Origin of the sequence: Pseudomonas sp. GD04019 (genome assembly GCF_029837695.1) — a bacterium.
In the GTDB taxonomy this organism is placed as follows: domain Bacteria; phylum Pseudomonadota; class Gammaproteobacteria; order Pseudomonadales; family Pseudomonadaceae; genus Aquipseudomonas.
Map to the genome: position 1 here is coordinate 124631 of NZ_JAOEEA010000006.1, position 14841 is coordinate 139471.

At 66.9% G+C, this 14841-nt stretch carries 14 protein-coding genes; 4 read left to right on the forward strand and 10 right to left on the reverse strand.

Annotated elements, in window-relative coordinates; translation table 11 throughout:
* The first annotated feature begins 134 nt into the window (after positions 1 to 134).
* Positions 135 to 1700 carry a nitric oxide reductase transcriptional regulator NorR gene (gene norR / locus N7607_RS11330; RefSeq protein ID WP_279867896.1) on the forward strand — a complete coding sequence of 522 codons (1566 nt, stop codon included), beginning with the start codon at positions 135 to 137 and terminating at the stop codon, positions 1698 to 1700.
* 133 nt (positions 1701 to 1833) lie between these two features.
* Here norR and N7607_RS11335 read toward each other — a convergent pair whose 3' ends face one another.
* The 4 genes from N7607_RS11335 to N7607_RS11350 all read right to left on the reverse strand — a co-directional run bounded on the left by N7607_RS11335 (position 1834) and on the right by N7607_RS11350 (position 4120).
* Positions 1834 to 3060, reverse strand: a complete 1227-nt coding sequence (locus tag N7607_RS11335) for a nucleoside recognition domain-containing protein (RefSeq protein ID WP_279867898.1) — start codon at positions 3058 to 3060, stop codon at positions 1834 to 1836.
* Positions 3061 to 3316: 256 nt separating this feature from the next.
* Positions 3317 to 3478 carry a DUF1328 domain-containing protein gene (locus tag N7607_RS11340; protein WP_192313808.1) on the reverse strand — a complete coding sequence of 54 codons (162 nt, stop codon included), beginning with the start codon at positions 3476 to 3478 and terminating at the stop codon, positions 3317 to 3319.
* 34 nt (positions 3479 to 3512) lie between these two features.
* Complete coding sequence (locus N7607_RS11345; protein ID WP_279867902.1) at positions 3513 to 3644, reverse strand: hypothetical protein; 132 nt, start codon at positions 3642 to 3644, stop codon at positions 3513 to 3515.
* Between the two features lie 41 nt (positions 3645 to 3685).
* Complete coding sequence (locus N7607_RS11350; RefSeq protein WP_279867903.1) at positions 3686 to 4120, reverse strand: PA2169 family four-helix-bundle protein; 435 nt, start codon at positions 4118 to 4120, stop codon at positions 3686 to 3688.
* Positions 4121 to 4333: 213 nt separating this feature from the next.
* On the opposite strand from N7607_RS11350, the gene algB reads away from it, so the two are divergent.
* Together algB and N7607_RS11360 are read left to right on the forward strand one after the other, a co-directional pair.
* The gene (gene algB / locus N7607_RS11355; RefSeq protein ID WP_279867904.1) at positions 4334 to 5686 is read left to right on the forward strand and encodes a sigma-54-dependent response regulator transcription factor AlgB; all 1353 of its coding nucleotides are present in this window, start codon (positions 4334 to 4336) and stop codon (positions 5684 to 5686) included.
* Positions 5687 to 5698: 12 nt separating this feature from the next.
* Positions 5699 to 7522, forward strand: a complete 1824-nt coding sequence (locus tag N7607_RS11360; RefSeq protein ID WP_279867906.1) for an ATP-binding protein — start codon at positions 5699 to 5701, stop codon at positions 7520 to 7522.
* Between the two features lie 26 nt (positions 7523 to 7548).
* Here N7607_RS11360 and N7607_RS11365 read toward each other — a convergent pair whose 3' ends face one another.
* From N7607_RS11365 to N7607_RS11390, 6 genes are all read right to left on the reverse strand, one after another.
* The gene (locus N7607_RS11365; RefSeq protein ID WP_279867907.1) at positions 7549 to 7734 is read right to left on the reverse strand and encodes a PA3371 family protein; all 186 of its coding nucleotides are present in this window, start codon (positions 7732 to 7734) and stop codon (positions 7549 to 7551) included.
* A gap of 18 nt (positions 7735 to 7752) precedes the next feature.
* On the reverse strand, positions 7753 to 8049 hold the full coding sequence (locus N7607_RS11370; protein WP_279867908.1) for a hypothetical protein: 297 nt from the start codon (positions 8047 to 8049) through the stop codon (positions 7753 to 7755).
* A gap of 171 nt (positions 8050 to 8220) precedes the next feature.
* Positions 8221 to 9408, reverse strand: coding sequence for a hybrid sensor histidine kinase/response regulator (locus tag N7607_RS11375; protein ID WP_279867909.1), 1188 nt, complete (start codon positions 9406 to 9408; stop codon positions 8221 to 8223).
* Complete coding sequence (locus N7607_RS11380) at positions 9402 to 10016, reverse strand: chemotaxis protein CheB (RefSeq protein ID WP_279924023.1); 615 nt, start codon at positions 10014 to 10016, stop codon at positions 9402 to 9404. Before N7607_RS11380 ends, N7607_RS11375 begins: the two co-directional genes overlap by 7 nt.
* Positions 10013 to 10822: a protein-glutamate O-methyltransferase CheR gene (locus N7607_RS11385; protein WP_279865929.1), complete on the reverse strand. Its 810-nt coding sequence runs from the start codon at positions 10820 to 10822 to the stop codon at positions 10013 to 10015. The genes N7607_RS11380 and N7607_RS11385 overlap by 4 nt, the downstream gene beginning before the upstream one ends.
* Positions 10823 to 14320: a response regulator gene (locus N7607_RS11390; RefSeq protein ID WP_279865927.1), complete on the reverse strand. Its 3498-nt coding sequence runs from the start codon at positions 14318 to 14320 to the stop codon at positions 10823 to 10825.
* Between the two features lie 113 nt (positions 14321 to 14433).
* Between N7607_RS11390 and N7607_RS11395 the strand changes: the two genes are divergently transcribed.
* On the forward strand, positions 14434 to 14823 hold the full coding sequence (locus N7607_RS11395) for a response regulator (protein ID WP_279865926.1): 390 nt from the start codon (positions 14434 to 14436) through the stop codon (positions 14821 to 14823).
* The last annotated feature ends 18 nt before the right edge of the window (positions 14824 to 14841 follow it).

Consider the following 14841-nt stretch of genomic DNA (forward strand, 5'->3'; position numbering starts at 1 on the left):
TTCCTCTTGCACGCAGGGTTTTTCTGCGGAGGGAATATCAGTATTCGTGCCAGACTATTTATCTTTATAAATCATATATTTATTGCATAAATAGTCGATAAGACAACGTGTCATACCGACATCATGGAGTCATGATGACCACGCATCCATTGCTGCAGGCCCTGCTACCGCTGGTCGACGATCTCAGCCGCGAATTGGCCGAGGAGGAGCGCTACCGGCGCCTGCTCAGCGCCCTGCGCGCGCTGATCCCCTGCGATGCCACCGCGCTGCTGCGTCTGGACGGCGAGCAGCTGATTCCGCTGGCGGTGGACGGCCTCAGCGCCGACACCCTGGGCCGCCGCTTCGCCCTGGCCGAGCACCCGCGCTTCGAGGTGCTGCTCGGTGATCGTCGGCCGACCCGCTTCGCCGCCGACAGCGACCTGCCCGATCCCTACGATGGCCTGGTGGAAGAACATGTCGGCCATCTGGAAGTACACGACTGCCTGGGTTGCCCGCTGTTCATCGACGACCGCCCCTGGGGCCTGATCACCCTCGACAGCATGCAGCCCGGCAGCTTCGCCCAGAGCGACCTGGACAATCTGGAGGCCTTCGCCCGCCTGGCCGCCGCCTCGGTGAAAGCCAATGACCGCCTGCTCAGCCTGACCCAGCGCGCCGAGGCCGAGCGCCAGCTGGCCGCACGCTTTCGCGAGGTGGCCGGCCAGGCCGTGCATGCCGAGCTGATCGGCCAGAGCACGGCGCACAAGCGCCTGCAGGCGGAGATCGACACGGTGGCCGGCAGCGACCTGACCGTGCTGATCGCCGGCGAGACCGGGGTCGGCAAGGAGCTGGTGGCCCAGGCCATCCACGGCCGCTCGCCGCGCGCCGGCAAGCCGCTGATCAGCATCAACTGCGCGGCGCTGCCGGAGCAATTGGTGGAGAGCGAGCTGTTCGGCCATGTGCGCGGCGCCTTCACCGGCGCCAGTGGCGAGCGCAGCGGCAAGTTCGAACTGGCCGACGGCGGCACCCTGTTCCTCGACGAGGTAGGCGAGCTGCCGCTGCCGGTGCAGGCCAAGCTGCTGCGCGTGCTGCAGAGCGGCCAACTGCAGCGCCTGGGTTCGGATCGCGAGCACCGGGTGGACGTGCGCATCCTCGCCGCCACCAACCGCGACCTGGCCGAGGAGGTGCGCACCGGGCGTTTCCGCGCCGACCTCTATCACCGCCTCAGCGTCTATCCGCTGCAGGTGCCGCCGCTACGCGAGCGCGGCCGCGACGTGCTGCTGCTGGCCGGGCACTTCCTCGAACAGAACCGCGCCCGCCTGCATTTGCGCGGCCTGCGCCTGGCCGCCGAGGCCCAGGCGGCGCTGCTCGGCCACGCCTGGCCGGGCAATGTGCGCGAGCTGGAACATCTGCTCGGCCGCGCCGCGCTCAAGGCCCTGGCGCGCCAGCCGGAGCGCCCGCGCATCCTCACGCTCGAGGCCTGCGACCTGGATCTGGCGCCGCAGGCGCAGGTGCCGGCCGTGGCGGTTGCCGCCGTTCAGACAGACGCTGGAGCAGGGCAGGCAGCGGTGGGCGATCTGCGCCTGGCGGTGGACGCCTACCAGCGCCAGCTGATCCAGGCGGCCCTGCGTCGACAGCAGGACAACTGGGCCGCCGCCGCCCGCGAGCTGGGCCTCGACCGCGCCAACCTGCATCGCCTGGCGACGCGGCTGGGGCTCAAGTAAGGGTGGGGATGTGAAGGCGGGCTGCCCGCTGCGCGGGCGCGGCCACCCTACGCCGGGCGCCCACTCGGTACTGGATGCGGCGCTTGGGTAGCGCCTGCCGCTCGCCGCAGGCAGCACACCGAAGCAGGCAACGTCAGCCGAAGAACCAGTAGCAGATCAGGATCGAGGCGATCACTCCGACCAGGTCGGCGAACAGGGCGCAGCCCACCGCATGGCGGGCGCGCTGGATGCCGACCGAGCCGAAGTACACGGCCAGCACGTAGAAGGTGGTCTCGGTGCTGCCCTGCATGGTCGCCGCGATCAGCGCCGGGAAGCTGTCCACGCCCTGGGTCTGCATGGTCTCGATCAGCATGGCCCGCGCCGCGCTGCCGGAGAATGGCTTGACCAGGCCGGTGGGCAGCGCCTCGACGAAGCGGCTGTCCCAGCCCAGGCCCTCGACGCACCAGCGGATGCCGTCGAGCAGCACGTCGAGCGCCCCCGAGGCCCGCAGCACGCCGACCGCGCAGAGCATGGCGACCAGGTAGGGCAGCAGGTTCTTGGCCACCTCGAACCCTTCCTTGGCGCCCTCGACGAAGCTCTCGTACACCGGCACGCGCTTCAGTGCACCGAGCAGCAGGAAGCACAAGATCAGACCGAACAGGGTGAGGTTGCCGAGCAGCGACGACAGCGCGGTCAGCGCGGTGGCGGAGAGGCCGGCGAGGATCGCCATAAAGCCGCCGATCAACAGTGCGGCGCCGCCGAACCAGGCCAGCAGCACCGGGTCCCACAGGCGCAGGCGCTGCATCACACCCACCGCCAGCAGGGCGCTGAGGGTGGACACGGCATTGGCCAGGAGGATCGGCAGGAACACCAGGGCCGGGTCTTCCGCCCCCTGCTGCGCGCGGTACATGAAGATCGACACCGGCAGCAGGACGAACGACGAGGCGTTCATCACCATGAACAGCACCTGGGCGTTGGTCGCCGAGGTGGGATTAGGGTTGAGTTCCTGCAGCGCCTTCATCGCGCGCAGGCCGATGGGCGTGGCGGCGTTGTCCAGGCCAAGGCCGTTGGCGGTGAAGCTGAGGGTGACCAGGCCGAGCGAGTGGTGGCCGCGCGGCACATCCGGCATCAGCCGGGCGAACAGCGGGCCGAGCAGGCGTGCCAGCACCTCGACCAGCCCGGCCTTCTCGGCGATGCGCAGGAAGCCGAGCCACAGGGTGAGCGTGCCGAACAGCAGGATCATCACATCGACGGAGGTCTTGGCCATGGTGAACAGGCTTTCCACCATAGCCGCCCACACCGCGGCATCCCCGCCTATCCAACGCATCGCAGCGGCCAGCGCGGCCACCACGAAGAATCCCAGCCACAGGCCGTTGAGCATCGTCAGTTCCCCCGTTCGGAGGCCGATGATAACGGTCAGACCGGAACGCGGCGAGCGCCGCCACAAATAGCCGGTGCCGAAATGAACGCGGCGTAAGCGCCGCCTTCCCGAGGGAAATGGCGGCGCTTACGCCGACGTTGCGACCTGACCCGGCCCTTGCGGGGGTCCTCCCTGTACCCCTAGGTCACTCCGGCAAGCAGAGCGTCCCGACCCCTGGTCATGCGCGCGGATAGCGCGCGCCTCCTCTCACGGAACGTCAGGGAGCCCTGCGTCCGAAGACCATGGATACGATGAACATCACCAAGAAGACCACGAAGAGAATCTTCGCGATGCCCGTGGCGGTGCCGGCGATGCCACCGAAGCCAAGAACTGCGGCGATGATGGCAATGATCAGAAATGTAATAGCCCAACTCAGCATGATGGCGTCTCCTTCTATTTCAACATCCCAGAGGTCAGACCAGGTCGTCGGCCGGTCCATCCTCGGATTCGGTATCCAGACTGAAGAACATGGCTCGCCCCAGACTCACGACGCTGCCTACAACACCGAACACGGCAACCAGCAAAGCAAGGATCGGGATGAGCATTTCCATATCTCCTCTGAATGTGAGGGGAGCTTTTCGGCTCCTTAGTTCAAGGTTCTTTTCAATTCGCTCATGCGTTCGTGGCTGGCACGCAGTTTCGGCACCTCCGGTGCCAGCACGGTACGCAGGTCGTCATCGGCTTCTTCCAGGGCTTCCTCGAAGGCATGCAGCAGGCGATCCTCGGCCGATTCCAACTCCGCCACATAGGTGGCCTCGCCGTCGCTCGCCATGCGCGCACGGGTCTGCGCGTAGAGGCGGTGCAGGCTGCCGCTGAGGGTGCCGGACTCGGCCGGATAGTCGTGGTTTTCCGCGACCTTCAGCGCCAGGGCCTGGATGATGCCGACCTTGGCCTGGGCCATGTCATGGAACACTGCCTTGAGGCGCTGGTCTTCCACGGCGGCCTCCGCGTGCCGATAGAAGTGCTCACCGTCGCGGGTGATCTCTATCAGCTGGTTGAGCACGTTGGCTTGACTGGTCATGTCGCTCTCCATCGGCGGATCGTCCGCCCTGAGCTGGTATTTTCAATTCGCATGCCAAATTTTTATTATTAAAATTCCTTTATTTTCAATTACATAGAGAACAGCATCGGTTTCACAGGCATGCAGGCTGCAGGATCGTGCAAAAATATCCGTGCAACTTGCACGAAACTTTCGAGACTAACCCTCAGGCCGACGCACCGAGAGAAGGAAAAGATGCAAGAAGAAGCAGATAACAAAGGACGGATCCTGTTGGTGGATGACGAGTCCGCCATTCTCCGCACCTTCCGCTATTGCCTGGAGGACGATGGCTACAGTGTCGCCACCGCCAGCAGCGCCGCGCAGGCGGACAATCTGCTGCTGCGCCAGGTCTTCGACCTGTGCTTCCTCGACCTGCGCCTGGGCGAAGACAGCGGCCTGGACCTGCTGGCGCAGATGCGTATCCAGGCGCCGTGGATGCGCGTGGTGATCATCACCGCCCACTCCGCGGTGGATACCGCGGTCGACGCCATCCAGGCCGGCGCAGCCGATTACCTGGTCAAACCCTGCTCTCCCGACCAGCTGCGCCTGGCCGCCGCCAAGCAGTTGGAGGTGCGCGCCCTGGCTGCGCGCCTGGAAGCCCTGGAAGGCGAAGTGCGCAAGGCCAAGGACGGACTCGATTCGCACAGCCCGACGATGATGACCGTCCTGGAGACCGCACGGCAGGTCGCCACCACCGATGCCAATATCCTTATCCTCGGCGAGTCCGGCACCGGCAAGGGCGAGCTGGCGCGCGCCATCCACGGCTGGAGCCGCCGCGCCAAACGCACCTGCGTGACCATCAACTGCCCGTCGCTGACCGCCGAGCTGATGGAGAGCGAGCTGTTCGGCCACGCCCGCGGCTCCTTCACCGGCGCCAGCGAGAGCACCCAGGGGCGCGTCAGCCAGGCCGACGGCGGCACCCTGTTCCTCGACGAAATCGGCGACTTCCCGCTGACCCTGCAGCCCAAGTTGCTGCGCTTTATCCAGGACAAGGAATATGAGCGGGTCGGCGACCCGGTGACTCGCCGCGCCGACGTGCGCATCGTCGCGGCCACCAACCTCGACCTGGACGAAATGGTGCGCGAGGGGCGCTTCCGCGAAGACCTGCTGTACCGCCTCAACGTCATCACCCTCAAGCTGCCGCCGCTGCGCGAGCGCCAGGAAGACGTACTGACCCTGGCCGAGCGCTTCCTCGCGCGCTTCGTCACCGACTACGGCCGCCCGGCCTGCGCCTTCAGCTCCGAGGCAATCGGCGCGCTGCAGGCCTACCATTGGCCGGGCAATATTCGCGAGCTGCGCAACGTGATCGAGCGCGCCAGCATCATTTGCCAGCACGACACCGTGGAGGTCAGCCACCTGGGCCTCGGCGGCAACGCCGAGAACAACAGCGGCGCGGCGCGGGTCGGCGCGCCGATGAGCCTGGAGGAGCTGGAGAAGGCGCATATCGCCGCCGTGCTGGCCAGCAGCAGCACCCTGGACCTGGCGGCCAAGACACTGGGCATAGACGCCTCCACGCTCTACCGTAAACGCAAGCAATACAACCTCTGACCTGGGGCATCCATGAAGCTGCCGATGAGGCTCCGCACTCGCCTGTTCCTCAGCATCTCGGCGCTGATCACCGTGGCATTGCTGGGGCTGCTGCTCGGTCTGTTCAGCGTCACGCAGATGGCACGCAGCCAGAGCGACCTGATCCAGCGTGGTTTCAGCGCCGTGCAGATCAGCCAGAAGCTGCGCCAGCACCTGGGCGACGAGCTGTTGTTGCTGGTCGATGACGACCGGCCCGACCCCGCGCGCCTCGCCCAGGTCCACCAACGCTTCCTCGACACCCTCGAACAGGGCTTCAACGCCGGGCTGGGGCGGCGCTACGAAGACGGCCTGCGCGAATCCGCTGCCCTGTACGACGAGATGCAGCGGGTGGTGCAGAGCAGCACACCGGCCGGCGAGGTGCCCCACAACCTGGCCCGCTACGAGTCCTTCACCGCCGCATTCGAGCGCCTGCGCGATCAGATCCGTAGCGAGCAGGACCAGGTGGTGAGTCGGGTCATCGAGAACGAGCGCAGGGCCGGCGAACGCTCGCGACTGATCGCCGTGTTGCTCGGCCTCATGGGCCTGTCGGTGCTGGGCATCGGCGTGCTCACCGCCAACGGCATCGCCCGCCGCTTCGGCGCGCCGATCGACCTGCTGGCACGCGCCGCCGACCAAGTCGGTCTCGGCCAGTACGACGTGGTCCTGCCGGTATCGCCGGTGGTCGAACTGGCCGCCCTCAGCCGGCGCTTCGGCCTGATGACCGAGGCCCTGCGCCAGTACCACTCCAGCAACCTCAGCCAGTTGCTGAACAGCGAGGGACGCCTGAAGGCCGTGCTCGATAGCATCGATGACGGCCTGGTGATCCTCGACGCCCACGGCCGCATCGAGCATGCCAACCCGGTGGCCCTGCGCCAGCTGTCGTGGAGCGCCGAGGTGATCGGCCAGCCGATCGGCCCGCTGCTGCCGGGCCACGCGGTAGACGAGGCGTTGCGACAGGTGCTGGCCGGCGAATTGCTGCGCCAGCAGCCGGCCGACCTGCAGATCGACCGCAACGGCGACCAGCGCCTGCTGGCCTGGGCGCTGACGCCGGTGCAGTTGCACGAGGGCGGCAGCGTCGGCGCGGTGATGGTGCTGCGCGACGTCACCGAGCAGCGCGCCTTCGAGCGCGTGCGCAGCGAGTTCATCCTGCGCGCCTCCCACGAACTGCGCACCCCGATCACCGGCATCCACATGGCTTTCAGCCTGCTACGCGAGCGCCTGCCGGCGCAACTGGGCAGCCGCGAGCAGGACCTGATGCGCACCGTCGACGAGGAGATGCGCCGGCTGGTGCAGCTGATCGACGACCTGTTGAACTTCTCCCGCTACCAGAACGGCCTGCAGACCCTGCGCCGGGTTCCCTGCGACCTCGCCCAGCTGATCGAGCAGGCCCGCGAGCGCTTCGCCGACGAAGCCCTGGAGCGCGGCCTGACCCTCACCAGCGAGGCGCATGGGCCGCTGCCACAGCTGAGTGTGGACGTGCAGCAGCTGGAACGGGTGCTGAACAATCTGCTCAGCAATGCGATGCGCCACAGCAACCCGGGCGGCGAAGTACAGCTGCAGGTCCGCCGCCATGGCGAGCAGGTGATTCTCAGCGTTCAGGACCGCGGCGAGGGTATCGACTTCGGCCAACAGGGGCGCATCTTCGAACCCTTCGTCCAGGTCGGCCGGCGCAAGGGCGGTGTCGGCCTGGGCCTGGCGCTGGCGCGCGAGATCGTGCAGCTGCATGGCGGGCGCATCGGGGTGTATTCGCGCCCCGGCCAGGGTGCCAACTTCTACCTCAGCCTGCCGGCGGTGCAGACAGCAGTAAGCCGCCCGTAGGCGGCTCACGGTGAAGCTCGGCTTGCTTAGCGCAGGATGGGATCGAACTTGAAGCGACGGCCCGCCATCAGCGCGATGAGGAAGGCGGTGCCGAAGAAGCCGGTACAGCACTTGAGTGCCAGCGTCGGGGTCTCTTCCAGTCCAGGGATCAGCCACAGCGGGGCCAGGCTCATCAGGGTCATGATCATCAGGAATACGGCGCTTCGAGACATGCTGAGACTCCTGTCGGGTTAAAACACCCAGCGCGGGCTGCCGGTAGTAGGACGCGGCGGGCGCACGGCGGTGTCGGTTTCGTCGTCGGCGATCCGCACCCAGTGCTGATCTTCATGGGCGGCGCGGCTGGCCTGGCGGCGCAATTCGCCGAGGCCCTCCAGCAGGGTGCTACGGTCTTCGCTTACCAGGCTGGCGGAAACGGTCAGCTCGGCAGTCTTCGCGGCGGCACCGGCCGATCCGGAGAATTCACTGGCATGAGCACCGTTGATTAGGAAAGCAGCTGCGCAGAACAGGCTCAGATGAACGGTGTGCATGGCGCTTCTCCATCAGCGGATCAATCGGGCTACGCGATTGAATCTGCAGCGCTCGTGCCAGCTTTTTTATTCCTAAAAAACCCTTATAAATCAACAACTTGAATTAAACCGCACCAGGCTGCGCCATGCGCTTTGCAAGATGCACGATTTCGGCAATTGCAATTTGCACGATCAAGCGTGACGGGGCAGGACCACGGTGAAGCAGGAGCCCTCGCCAAGACGGCTCTCCAGTTCGATGCGGCCCTCATGGGCCTGAACGATCTGCTCGCTGATGAACAGACCCAGGCCCAGGCCGTGGGCCACACCGGTATCGCACCCTCGCTCGAACTGCTCGAAGATGCGCCGCTGGTCGCCCTCGGAGATGCCCTGGCCCTGGTCACGCACGGCGACGCACACCTGCTCGCCGTCGCTCCACACGCGAACCTGTACGGGTTTGCCGCCGCCGTAGCGCAGCGCGTTGGTCAGCAGGTTGGCCAACACCTGTTCGATACGGAATTCGTCGATCAGCACCGGCGCCGGCCCCTCCACAGCCAGTTCCACGTGGCTGCCGGCGCTGACGAACTGCGCCGCCAGGTTCTCCACCACGCTGCCGGCCAGCACGCCGAGGTCGGCCGGTTGCGGGCGGATCGACAGCTTGCCGGTGCGAATGCGCGAAACGTCGAGCATGTCGTCGATCAGCCGGGTCAGGCTGCGGATCTGCCGCTCGTCACGGTTGGTCATCTCGCGCAGATTGTCTGCGCTGAAGGCGTCGCTGCGCCCCTGCTGCAGACGCAACTTGCGCAGCTGCACGTCGAGGATCAGGCCGTTGAGTGGCGTGCGCAGTTCGTGGGAGACGATGGACATGAACTCGTCGCGCATCTGCACCGCCTTCTGCAGCTCGGCCTGGGTCTCGCGCAGCTCCTCGAGCAGCGCTTCCTGCTCGCGCCGGGCGGCCTCCATCGCCTCCAGCTGGGTGCTGAGCGCCTTCCGGTGGCGGTACAGGTCGACGAACATCGACACCTTGCTACGCACCTCGTAGGGCGACAGCGGCTTGTGCAGGAAATCCACCGCGCCGCGCTCGTAGCCCTTGAAGGCGTAGTCGAGTTCGGGGCCGACGGCACTGACGAAGATGATCGGGATGTGCCGGGTCTTTTCCGTGCCGCGCATCAGCTCGGCCAGTTCGAACCCGTTCATGCCCGGCATCTTCACATCGAGGATGGCCAGGGCGAACTCGTGCTCCAGCAGTAGCGACAGCGCCGCGTCGGCACTGGTGGCCTGGAACACCGTGCGCTCATCGCCCTGGATCAACGACTGCAGGGCCAGCAGGTTCTCCGGCAGGTCGTCGACTATCAACAGCTTGGCTTCGATCATCCTCAGCATGGCGGGGCATCCAGTTCGGCCAGCAGCGTACGCATGGCATCGAGGGTCAGAATAAAGTCCGGTTTCAGCAACGCCAGCGCCGCCTCCGGCATGGTCGGCACCTGGGCATCGGCCGGTGCCTGTACCAGGGTCAGCCCGCCGGCCTGCTGGATCGCCAGCAGGCCGGCGGCACCGTCTTCGTTGGCGCCGGTGAGCAGCGCCCCGGCCAGCCGCTCGCCATAGGCGTCGGCGGCGGACTCGAAGAGGATGTCGATCGACGGCCGCGCGAAATGGCGCACCTCCTCGCGGCTGAGGGAGAAACTGTGATCACTCTCGATGGACAGATGGTAGCCGGCCGGCGCGACATACACGACACCGGCGCGCAAATGCTCCTTGTCCGCGGCCTCCTTGGCCGGCAACGGCAGGCGCCGGGCGAGCAGGTCGGCCAGCAGGCTGTCGTTGCGATCGGGCATGTGCAGCAGGCACACCACCGGCAGGCGGTAGTCCGCCGGCAGCTCGCCGAGCAGGCGCAGCAGGGCCTCCACGCCGCCGGCCGAGGCGCCGATCACCAGGGCCTCCAGCGGGGCGCGGAGGATGCCGCGCAGACGGATTTTCGGCGCGCCGCTCATCGCTTGCGGAAGATCCGTTCCTGGCGCGCCACCGCCTCGAACTGCTGGGCATAGCCGGAGAAGTCGATGCTTTCCTTGCTGCCCAGCCCGAGGAAGCCGCGGTGGCACAGCGACTCGTGGAACAGGCCGAGGGCGCGGTCCTGCAGGGCGCGGTTGAAGTAGATCAACACGTTGCGACAGGACACCAGGTGGGTCTCGGCGAACACGCTGTCGGTGGCCAGGCTATGGTCGGCGAAGGTCACGTTGGCGCGCAGCGACTTGTCGAACAGGGCACGGTCGTAGGCCGCTGTGTAGTAGTCGGAGAAGGCGCGCTTGCCGCCGGAGCGCTGGTAGTTCTCGGTGTAGGTACGCACCTGTTCGAGGGAGAAGATGCCCTGTTCGGCCTTCGCCAGCGAATGCGGGTTGATGTCGGTGGCATAGATCATGGTGCGTTCGAGCAGGCCTTCCTCGCGCAGCAGAATGGCCAGCGAGTACACCTCCTCGCCGGTGCTGCAACCGGCCACCCAGATCTTCAGCGACGGGTAGGTGTGCAGCAGCGGCACCACCTGTTCGCGCAGGGCGAGGAAATAGCCGGGATCGCGAAACATCTCGCTGACCGGGATGGTGAGGTACTGCAGCAGCTGCATGAACGCCTGCGGGTCGTGCAGGATGCGCTCCTGCAGGGCGGAAATGGTCGGGCAGTCCAGTTGCGCCTGGGCCTGGCGCACGCGGCGCTTCAGCGAGGCCCCCGCGTAATCGCGGAAGTCGTAGCTGTAGCGCAGGTAGACGGCCTCGATCAGCAGGCGCAGTTCGATCTCGTCGGGCATTCAGAGGCGTTCCAGCTTGGGCATCCACACCCGGATCAGCGAGAACAGCCGATCCAGCTCGATGGGTTTGGCCAGGTAGTCGTTGGCGCCGGCCTCGCGGCAGCGCTCCTGATCGTCCTTCATCGCCTTGGCGGTCACCGCGATGATCGGCAGGTTCTCCCAGCGCGCCTCCTGGCGGATCTGCCGGGTGGCCTCGTAGCCGTCCATCTCCGGCATCATCACGTCCATCAGCACCAGGTCGATGTCGTCGTGCTCGCGCAGCCTGGCCAGCGCCTCGTGGCCGTTACGCGCCACTTCCACCAGCGCACCCTTCTGCTCCAGCGCACTGGACAGGGCGAAGATATTGCGCACGTCGTCGTCGACCAGCAGCAGGCGCCGGCCCTCGAACAGCTTGTCGCGGCTGCGCGCGGTCTTGAGCATGCGCTGGCGCTCGCTGGACAGCTCGGACTCGACCTTGTGCAGGAACAGGGTGACCTCGTCGAGCAGGCGCTCCGGCGAGCGCGCGCCCTTGATGATGATCGAGCGCGAATACTTCATCAGCTCGGCTTCCTCGTCGCGGGTCAGGTTGCGCCCGGTGTAGACGATCACCGGCGGGAAGGAGCAGATGTCCTCCTCGGACATGCGGCGCAGCAGCTCGTTGCCCTGCATGTCGGGGAGCTTGAGGTCGATGATCATGCAGTCGAACACCGTCTCGCGTAGCTTCTCCAGGGCCTCGCCGGCGAACGCCACGGCGGTGATCTCGATGTCCTCGTCGCCGATCAGGCGGGCGATGCTGTCGCGCTGCAACTGGTCGTCCTCCACCAGCAGCACGCGCTTGACCTGCTGGTTGAGCTTGGCCTCCAGCTTGCCGAACACCTCCTTGAGCTGCTCGCGGCTGGTGGGCTTGAACGCATAGCCGACGGCGCCGAGGTGCAGCGCCGCCTCGCTCTGGTCCTCGACCGACACCACGTGCACCGGGATGTGCCGGGTCGAGGCGTCGTCCTTCAGGCGCTGCAGCACACCGAGACCGGAGCCGTCGGGCAGGCGCATGTCCAGCAGGATGGCGTCCGGACGGTACTGGCGGGCCAGTTCCAGGCCCTCGTCGGCACCCGGCGCCACCAGGCAGGCGTAGCCCAGCTCCTTGGCCAGGTCGAAGAGGATGCGGGCGAAGCGCGCCTCGTCCTCCACCACCAGCACGCAGCGCCCGCCGTGCTCGGCCAGGTGCTCGCGGTCATCGGGGAACAGCGCCGCCGGGCGCTGCGGCGCAACGGGGGCCGGCGCCGGCGCGGCAGCCGGGATGAACGTGGCGGGCGCCAGCGGCCTGGCCTCACCCTGCGCCGCTGGATTGAGCTGTTCGGCCAGCAGCAGGGTGAAGCAGCTGCCCTCGCCCGGCACGCTGCTGACGGCGATGCTGCCGCCGAGCAGGCGCGCGAGGTCACGCGAGATGGACAGGCCGAGGCCGGTGCCGCCGTAGCGCCGATTGGTGGTGCCGTCGGCCTGGCGGAACGCCTCGAAGATCACCTCCTGCTGGTCGGCGGCGATGCCGATGCCGGTATCGCGCACGCTGAAGGCCAGGGTGCGTTCGTCGTGGCGCGCCACCCCGAGGGTGACGGCGCCGCGCTCGGTGAACTTGAAGGCGTTGGACAGCAGGTTGCGCAGGATCTGCTCCAGGCGCTGGCGGTCGGTGAACAGCTGCTCCGGCACGCCGGCGTGCAGTTCCACGCGGAAGTCCAGCCCGCGTTCGCCGGCCAGCGGCACGAAGGCATCGCGCAGGCCGTCCAGCACCCCGGACAATGGCGTGCGCTCCGGACGCACCTCGAGCTTGCCAGCCTCGACCTTGGCAATGTCGAGGATGTCGTTGATCAGGTTGAGCAGATCGTTGCCGGCCGCGTAGATCGACTCGGCGAACTTCACCTGCTCGCCGTCCAGATTGCCCTGCGGGTTCTCCGCCAGCAGCTTGGCCAGGATCAGCGAGCTGTTCAGCGGGGTGCGCAGCTCGTGGCTCATGTTGGCGAGGAATTCCGACTTGTAGCGGCTGGCGCGCTGCAGCTCCTCGGCACGCTCCTCCAGCTGCGCCTGGATGCGGCCGAGGCTGATGTTGCGCTGATCCAGTTCGTCGCGCTGGTCGGCCAGCACCTGGGTCTGCTCGGAGAGCTTCTCGTTGGTCTGCTCCAGCTCGGCCTGCTGCGTCTCCAGGTGTGCCTGGGACTCCTTGAGCACGCGGGCCTGCTGCTCCAGCTCCTCGTTGGCCGCGCGCAGTTCCTCCTGCTGGGTCTGCAGCTCTTCGTTGAGCTGCTGGGTCTCGGCCAGCACCTCCTGCAGGCGCTGGCGGTAGCGCGCCGCCTCCAGGGCCGTGCCGACACTGCCGGCGATGGAATCGAGGAACTCGCGGTCGCGCTCGCCCAGCGGGCGCATGAAGGCCAGTTCGAGCACGCCGTTGGTGCGGTCGTCGGCATGCAGCGGCACCAGTATCACGGTGGCCGGCTGCCCTTCGCCGAGGCCGGAAGCCACCTTGATGTAGTCGGGCGGCAGGTTGTCCAGCTGCACCGGGCGACGGCCCTGGGCCACCTGCCCGACCAGGCCGTCGTTGCGGTAGAACTGCTGGCCGGAGATCTCGTCGCTGCTGAAGCCGTAGCCGGAGATGCGCTGCAGGTCGCCGTTCTGCAGGTCGCGCAGGTAGAGGGCGGCCACCACGCAGCCGAGGTACTCGGCGAGGAATTCCAGGGAGCGGTCGGCCAGGCCGCGCACCTGCTGCTGGCCGAGCAGGCGCTCCGCCAGCAGGGTCTGGCCGCCGCGCAGCCAGGCGCGCTGGCGCTGCTCCTCGGCGTATTCGCCCTGCTTGGCCATCGCCGCCGAGTAGACGTTCGACAGGTTGACCAACTCGCGGCGGCCAAACAGCGCCAGCAGGCCGCTGAACAGGATGCTGACCAGCAGGTAGGCGCCGGTGCCCCAGGTGGTGGTGGTGCTGACGTCGGTATTGCGTTGCTGGCGCAGCGCGCGCTCGGTGGTGATGAACGCTTCCATCTCGCCACGGATGGCGTCGGTCAGGTTCTTGCCGCGCCCGCGGATCACCTCGGGCAGGAAATCGCCGCCCTTGCGCCGGGCGACGATCACTTCCTGGGCGTACTCGTCCCACTGCTTCTGCAAGGCCAGCACGCGCTGGGCACGCTGCACCTGCGGCGGGTTGTCGGCGACGCGCTCGGCGAGCTGCTCCAGCTGCGGCTGGAACTTGCCGCGCGCCAGCTCGTAGGGCTTGAGGTATTCCTCGTTGCCGCTGAGCAGGAAGCCGCGCATGCCGGTTTCCATGTCCAGGGTCTGCTTGTACACCTCGTTGGCGTGGTTGAGCACCTGGTCGGTGTGCTCCACCCACTTGACCACGTTGAGCAGATAGCCGATCACGCCGGCGAAGAACAGCGCGCTGATCAGCCCGAGCCCCAGGGGCAGGCCAACGTTGCGGCTGAGAATGCGGCGGAAACTTTCTTCGTCCATGGCGGACTGATTCGACAGGGGTACGTCCATTCGCTGTTCTCGCTACGTCTATTCCTGGGCGCGTGGCACACTGACAGCGTGCGCGCCGCGAAGTTTGCCAAACATTTGCCCGCTCTGCGTACTGCAAACCACAGAGGACTCCGATGAGCACCACACCTGCCGCCAAGACCGTTCTGCTGGTCGAAGACGACGACGTCGTCCGCCATCTCACCGCGGAGGTGCTGGAGGAGTTCGGCTATCGGGTGCACGCCCTGCGCGATGCCCCCAGCGCACTGGAAGCGCTGCGCAATGGCCTGGCGTGCGACCTGTTGATGAGCGATATCAGCCTGCCCGGCATGGACGGCCCGCACCTGGTCGAGATGGCACGCCAGCTGCGGCCGACATTGCCGGTGCTGTTCGCCAGCGGCTATGGCGAACGCGAGCTGATCGACCAGGTCCGCGCCCGCGATGTCGAGGCCCGCACCGATGGTATCGTCAAGCCCTATGACCTGGCGCTGCTGGCCAATCGCCTGGACGAGCTCACCGCCGACTGAACCGAGCCTGGCGTAGAA

Bases quoted from the DNA above. Each gene is read 5' to 3' on its own strand.
- norR (WP_279867896.1), top strand. From the start codon at position 135: ATGACCACGCATCCATTGCTGCAGGCCCTGCTACCGCTGGTCGACGAT.
- N7607_RS11335 (WP_279867898.1), bottom strand. From the start codon at position 3,060: ATGCTCAACGGCCTGTGGCTGGGATTCTTCGTGGTGGCCGCGCTGGCC.
- N7607_RS11340 (WP_192313808.1), bottom strand. From the start codon at position 3,478: ATGCTGAGTTGGGCTATTACATTTCTGATCATTGCCATCATCGCCGCA.
- N7607_RS11345 (WP_279867902.1), bottom strand. From the start codon at position 3,644: ATGCTCATCCCGATCCTTGCTTTGCTGGTTGCCGTGTTCGGTGTTGTA.
- N7607_RS11350 (WP_279867903.1), bottom strand. From the start codon at position 4,120: ATGACCAGTCAAGCCAACGTGCTCAACCAGCTGATAGAGATCACCCGC.
- algB (WP_279867904.1), top strand. From the start codon at position 4,334: ATGCAAGAAGAAGCAGATAACAAAGGACGGATCCTGTTGGTGGATGAC.
- N7607_RS11360 (WP_279867906.1), top strand. From the start codon at position 5,699: ATGAAGCTGCCGATGAGGCTCCGCACTCGCCTGTTCCTCAGCATCTCG.
- N7607_RS11365 (WP_279867907.1), bottom strand. From the start codon at position 7,734: ATGTCTCGAAGCGCCGTATTCCTGATGATCATGACCCTGATGAGCCTG.
- N7607_RS11370 (WP_279867908.1), bottom strand. From the start codon at position 8,049: ATGCACACCGTTCATCTGAGCCTGTTCTGCGCAGCTGCTTTCCTAATC.
- N7607_RS11375 (WP_279867909.1), bottom strand. From the start codon at position 9,408: ATGCTGAGGATGATCGAAGCCAAGCTGTTGATAGTCGACGACCTGCCG.
- N7607_RS11380 (WP_279924023.1), bottom strand. From the start codon at position 10,016: ATGAGCGGCGCGCCGAAAATCCGTCTGCGCGGCATCCTCCGCGCCCCG.
- N7607_RS11385 (WP_279865929.1), bottom strand. From the start codon at position 10,822: ATGCCCGACGAGATCGAACTGCGCCTGCTGATCGAGGCCGTCTACCTG.
- N7607_RS11390 (WP_279865927.1), bottom strand. From the start codon at position 14,320: ATGGACGTACCCCTGTCGAATCAGTCCGCCATGGACGAAGAAAGTTTC.
- N7607_RS11395 (WP_279865926.1), top strand. From the start codon at position 14,434: ATGAGCACCACACCTGCCGCCAAGACCGTTCTGCTGGTCGAAGACGAC.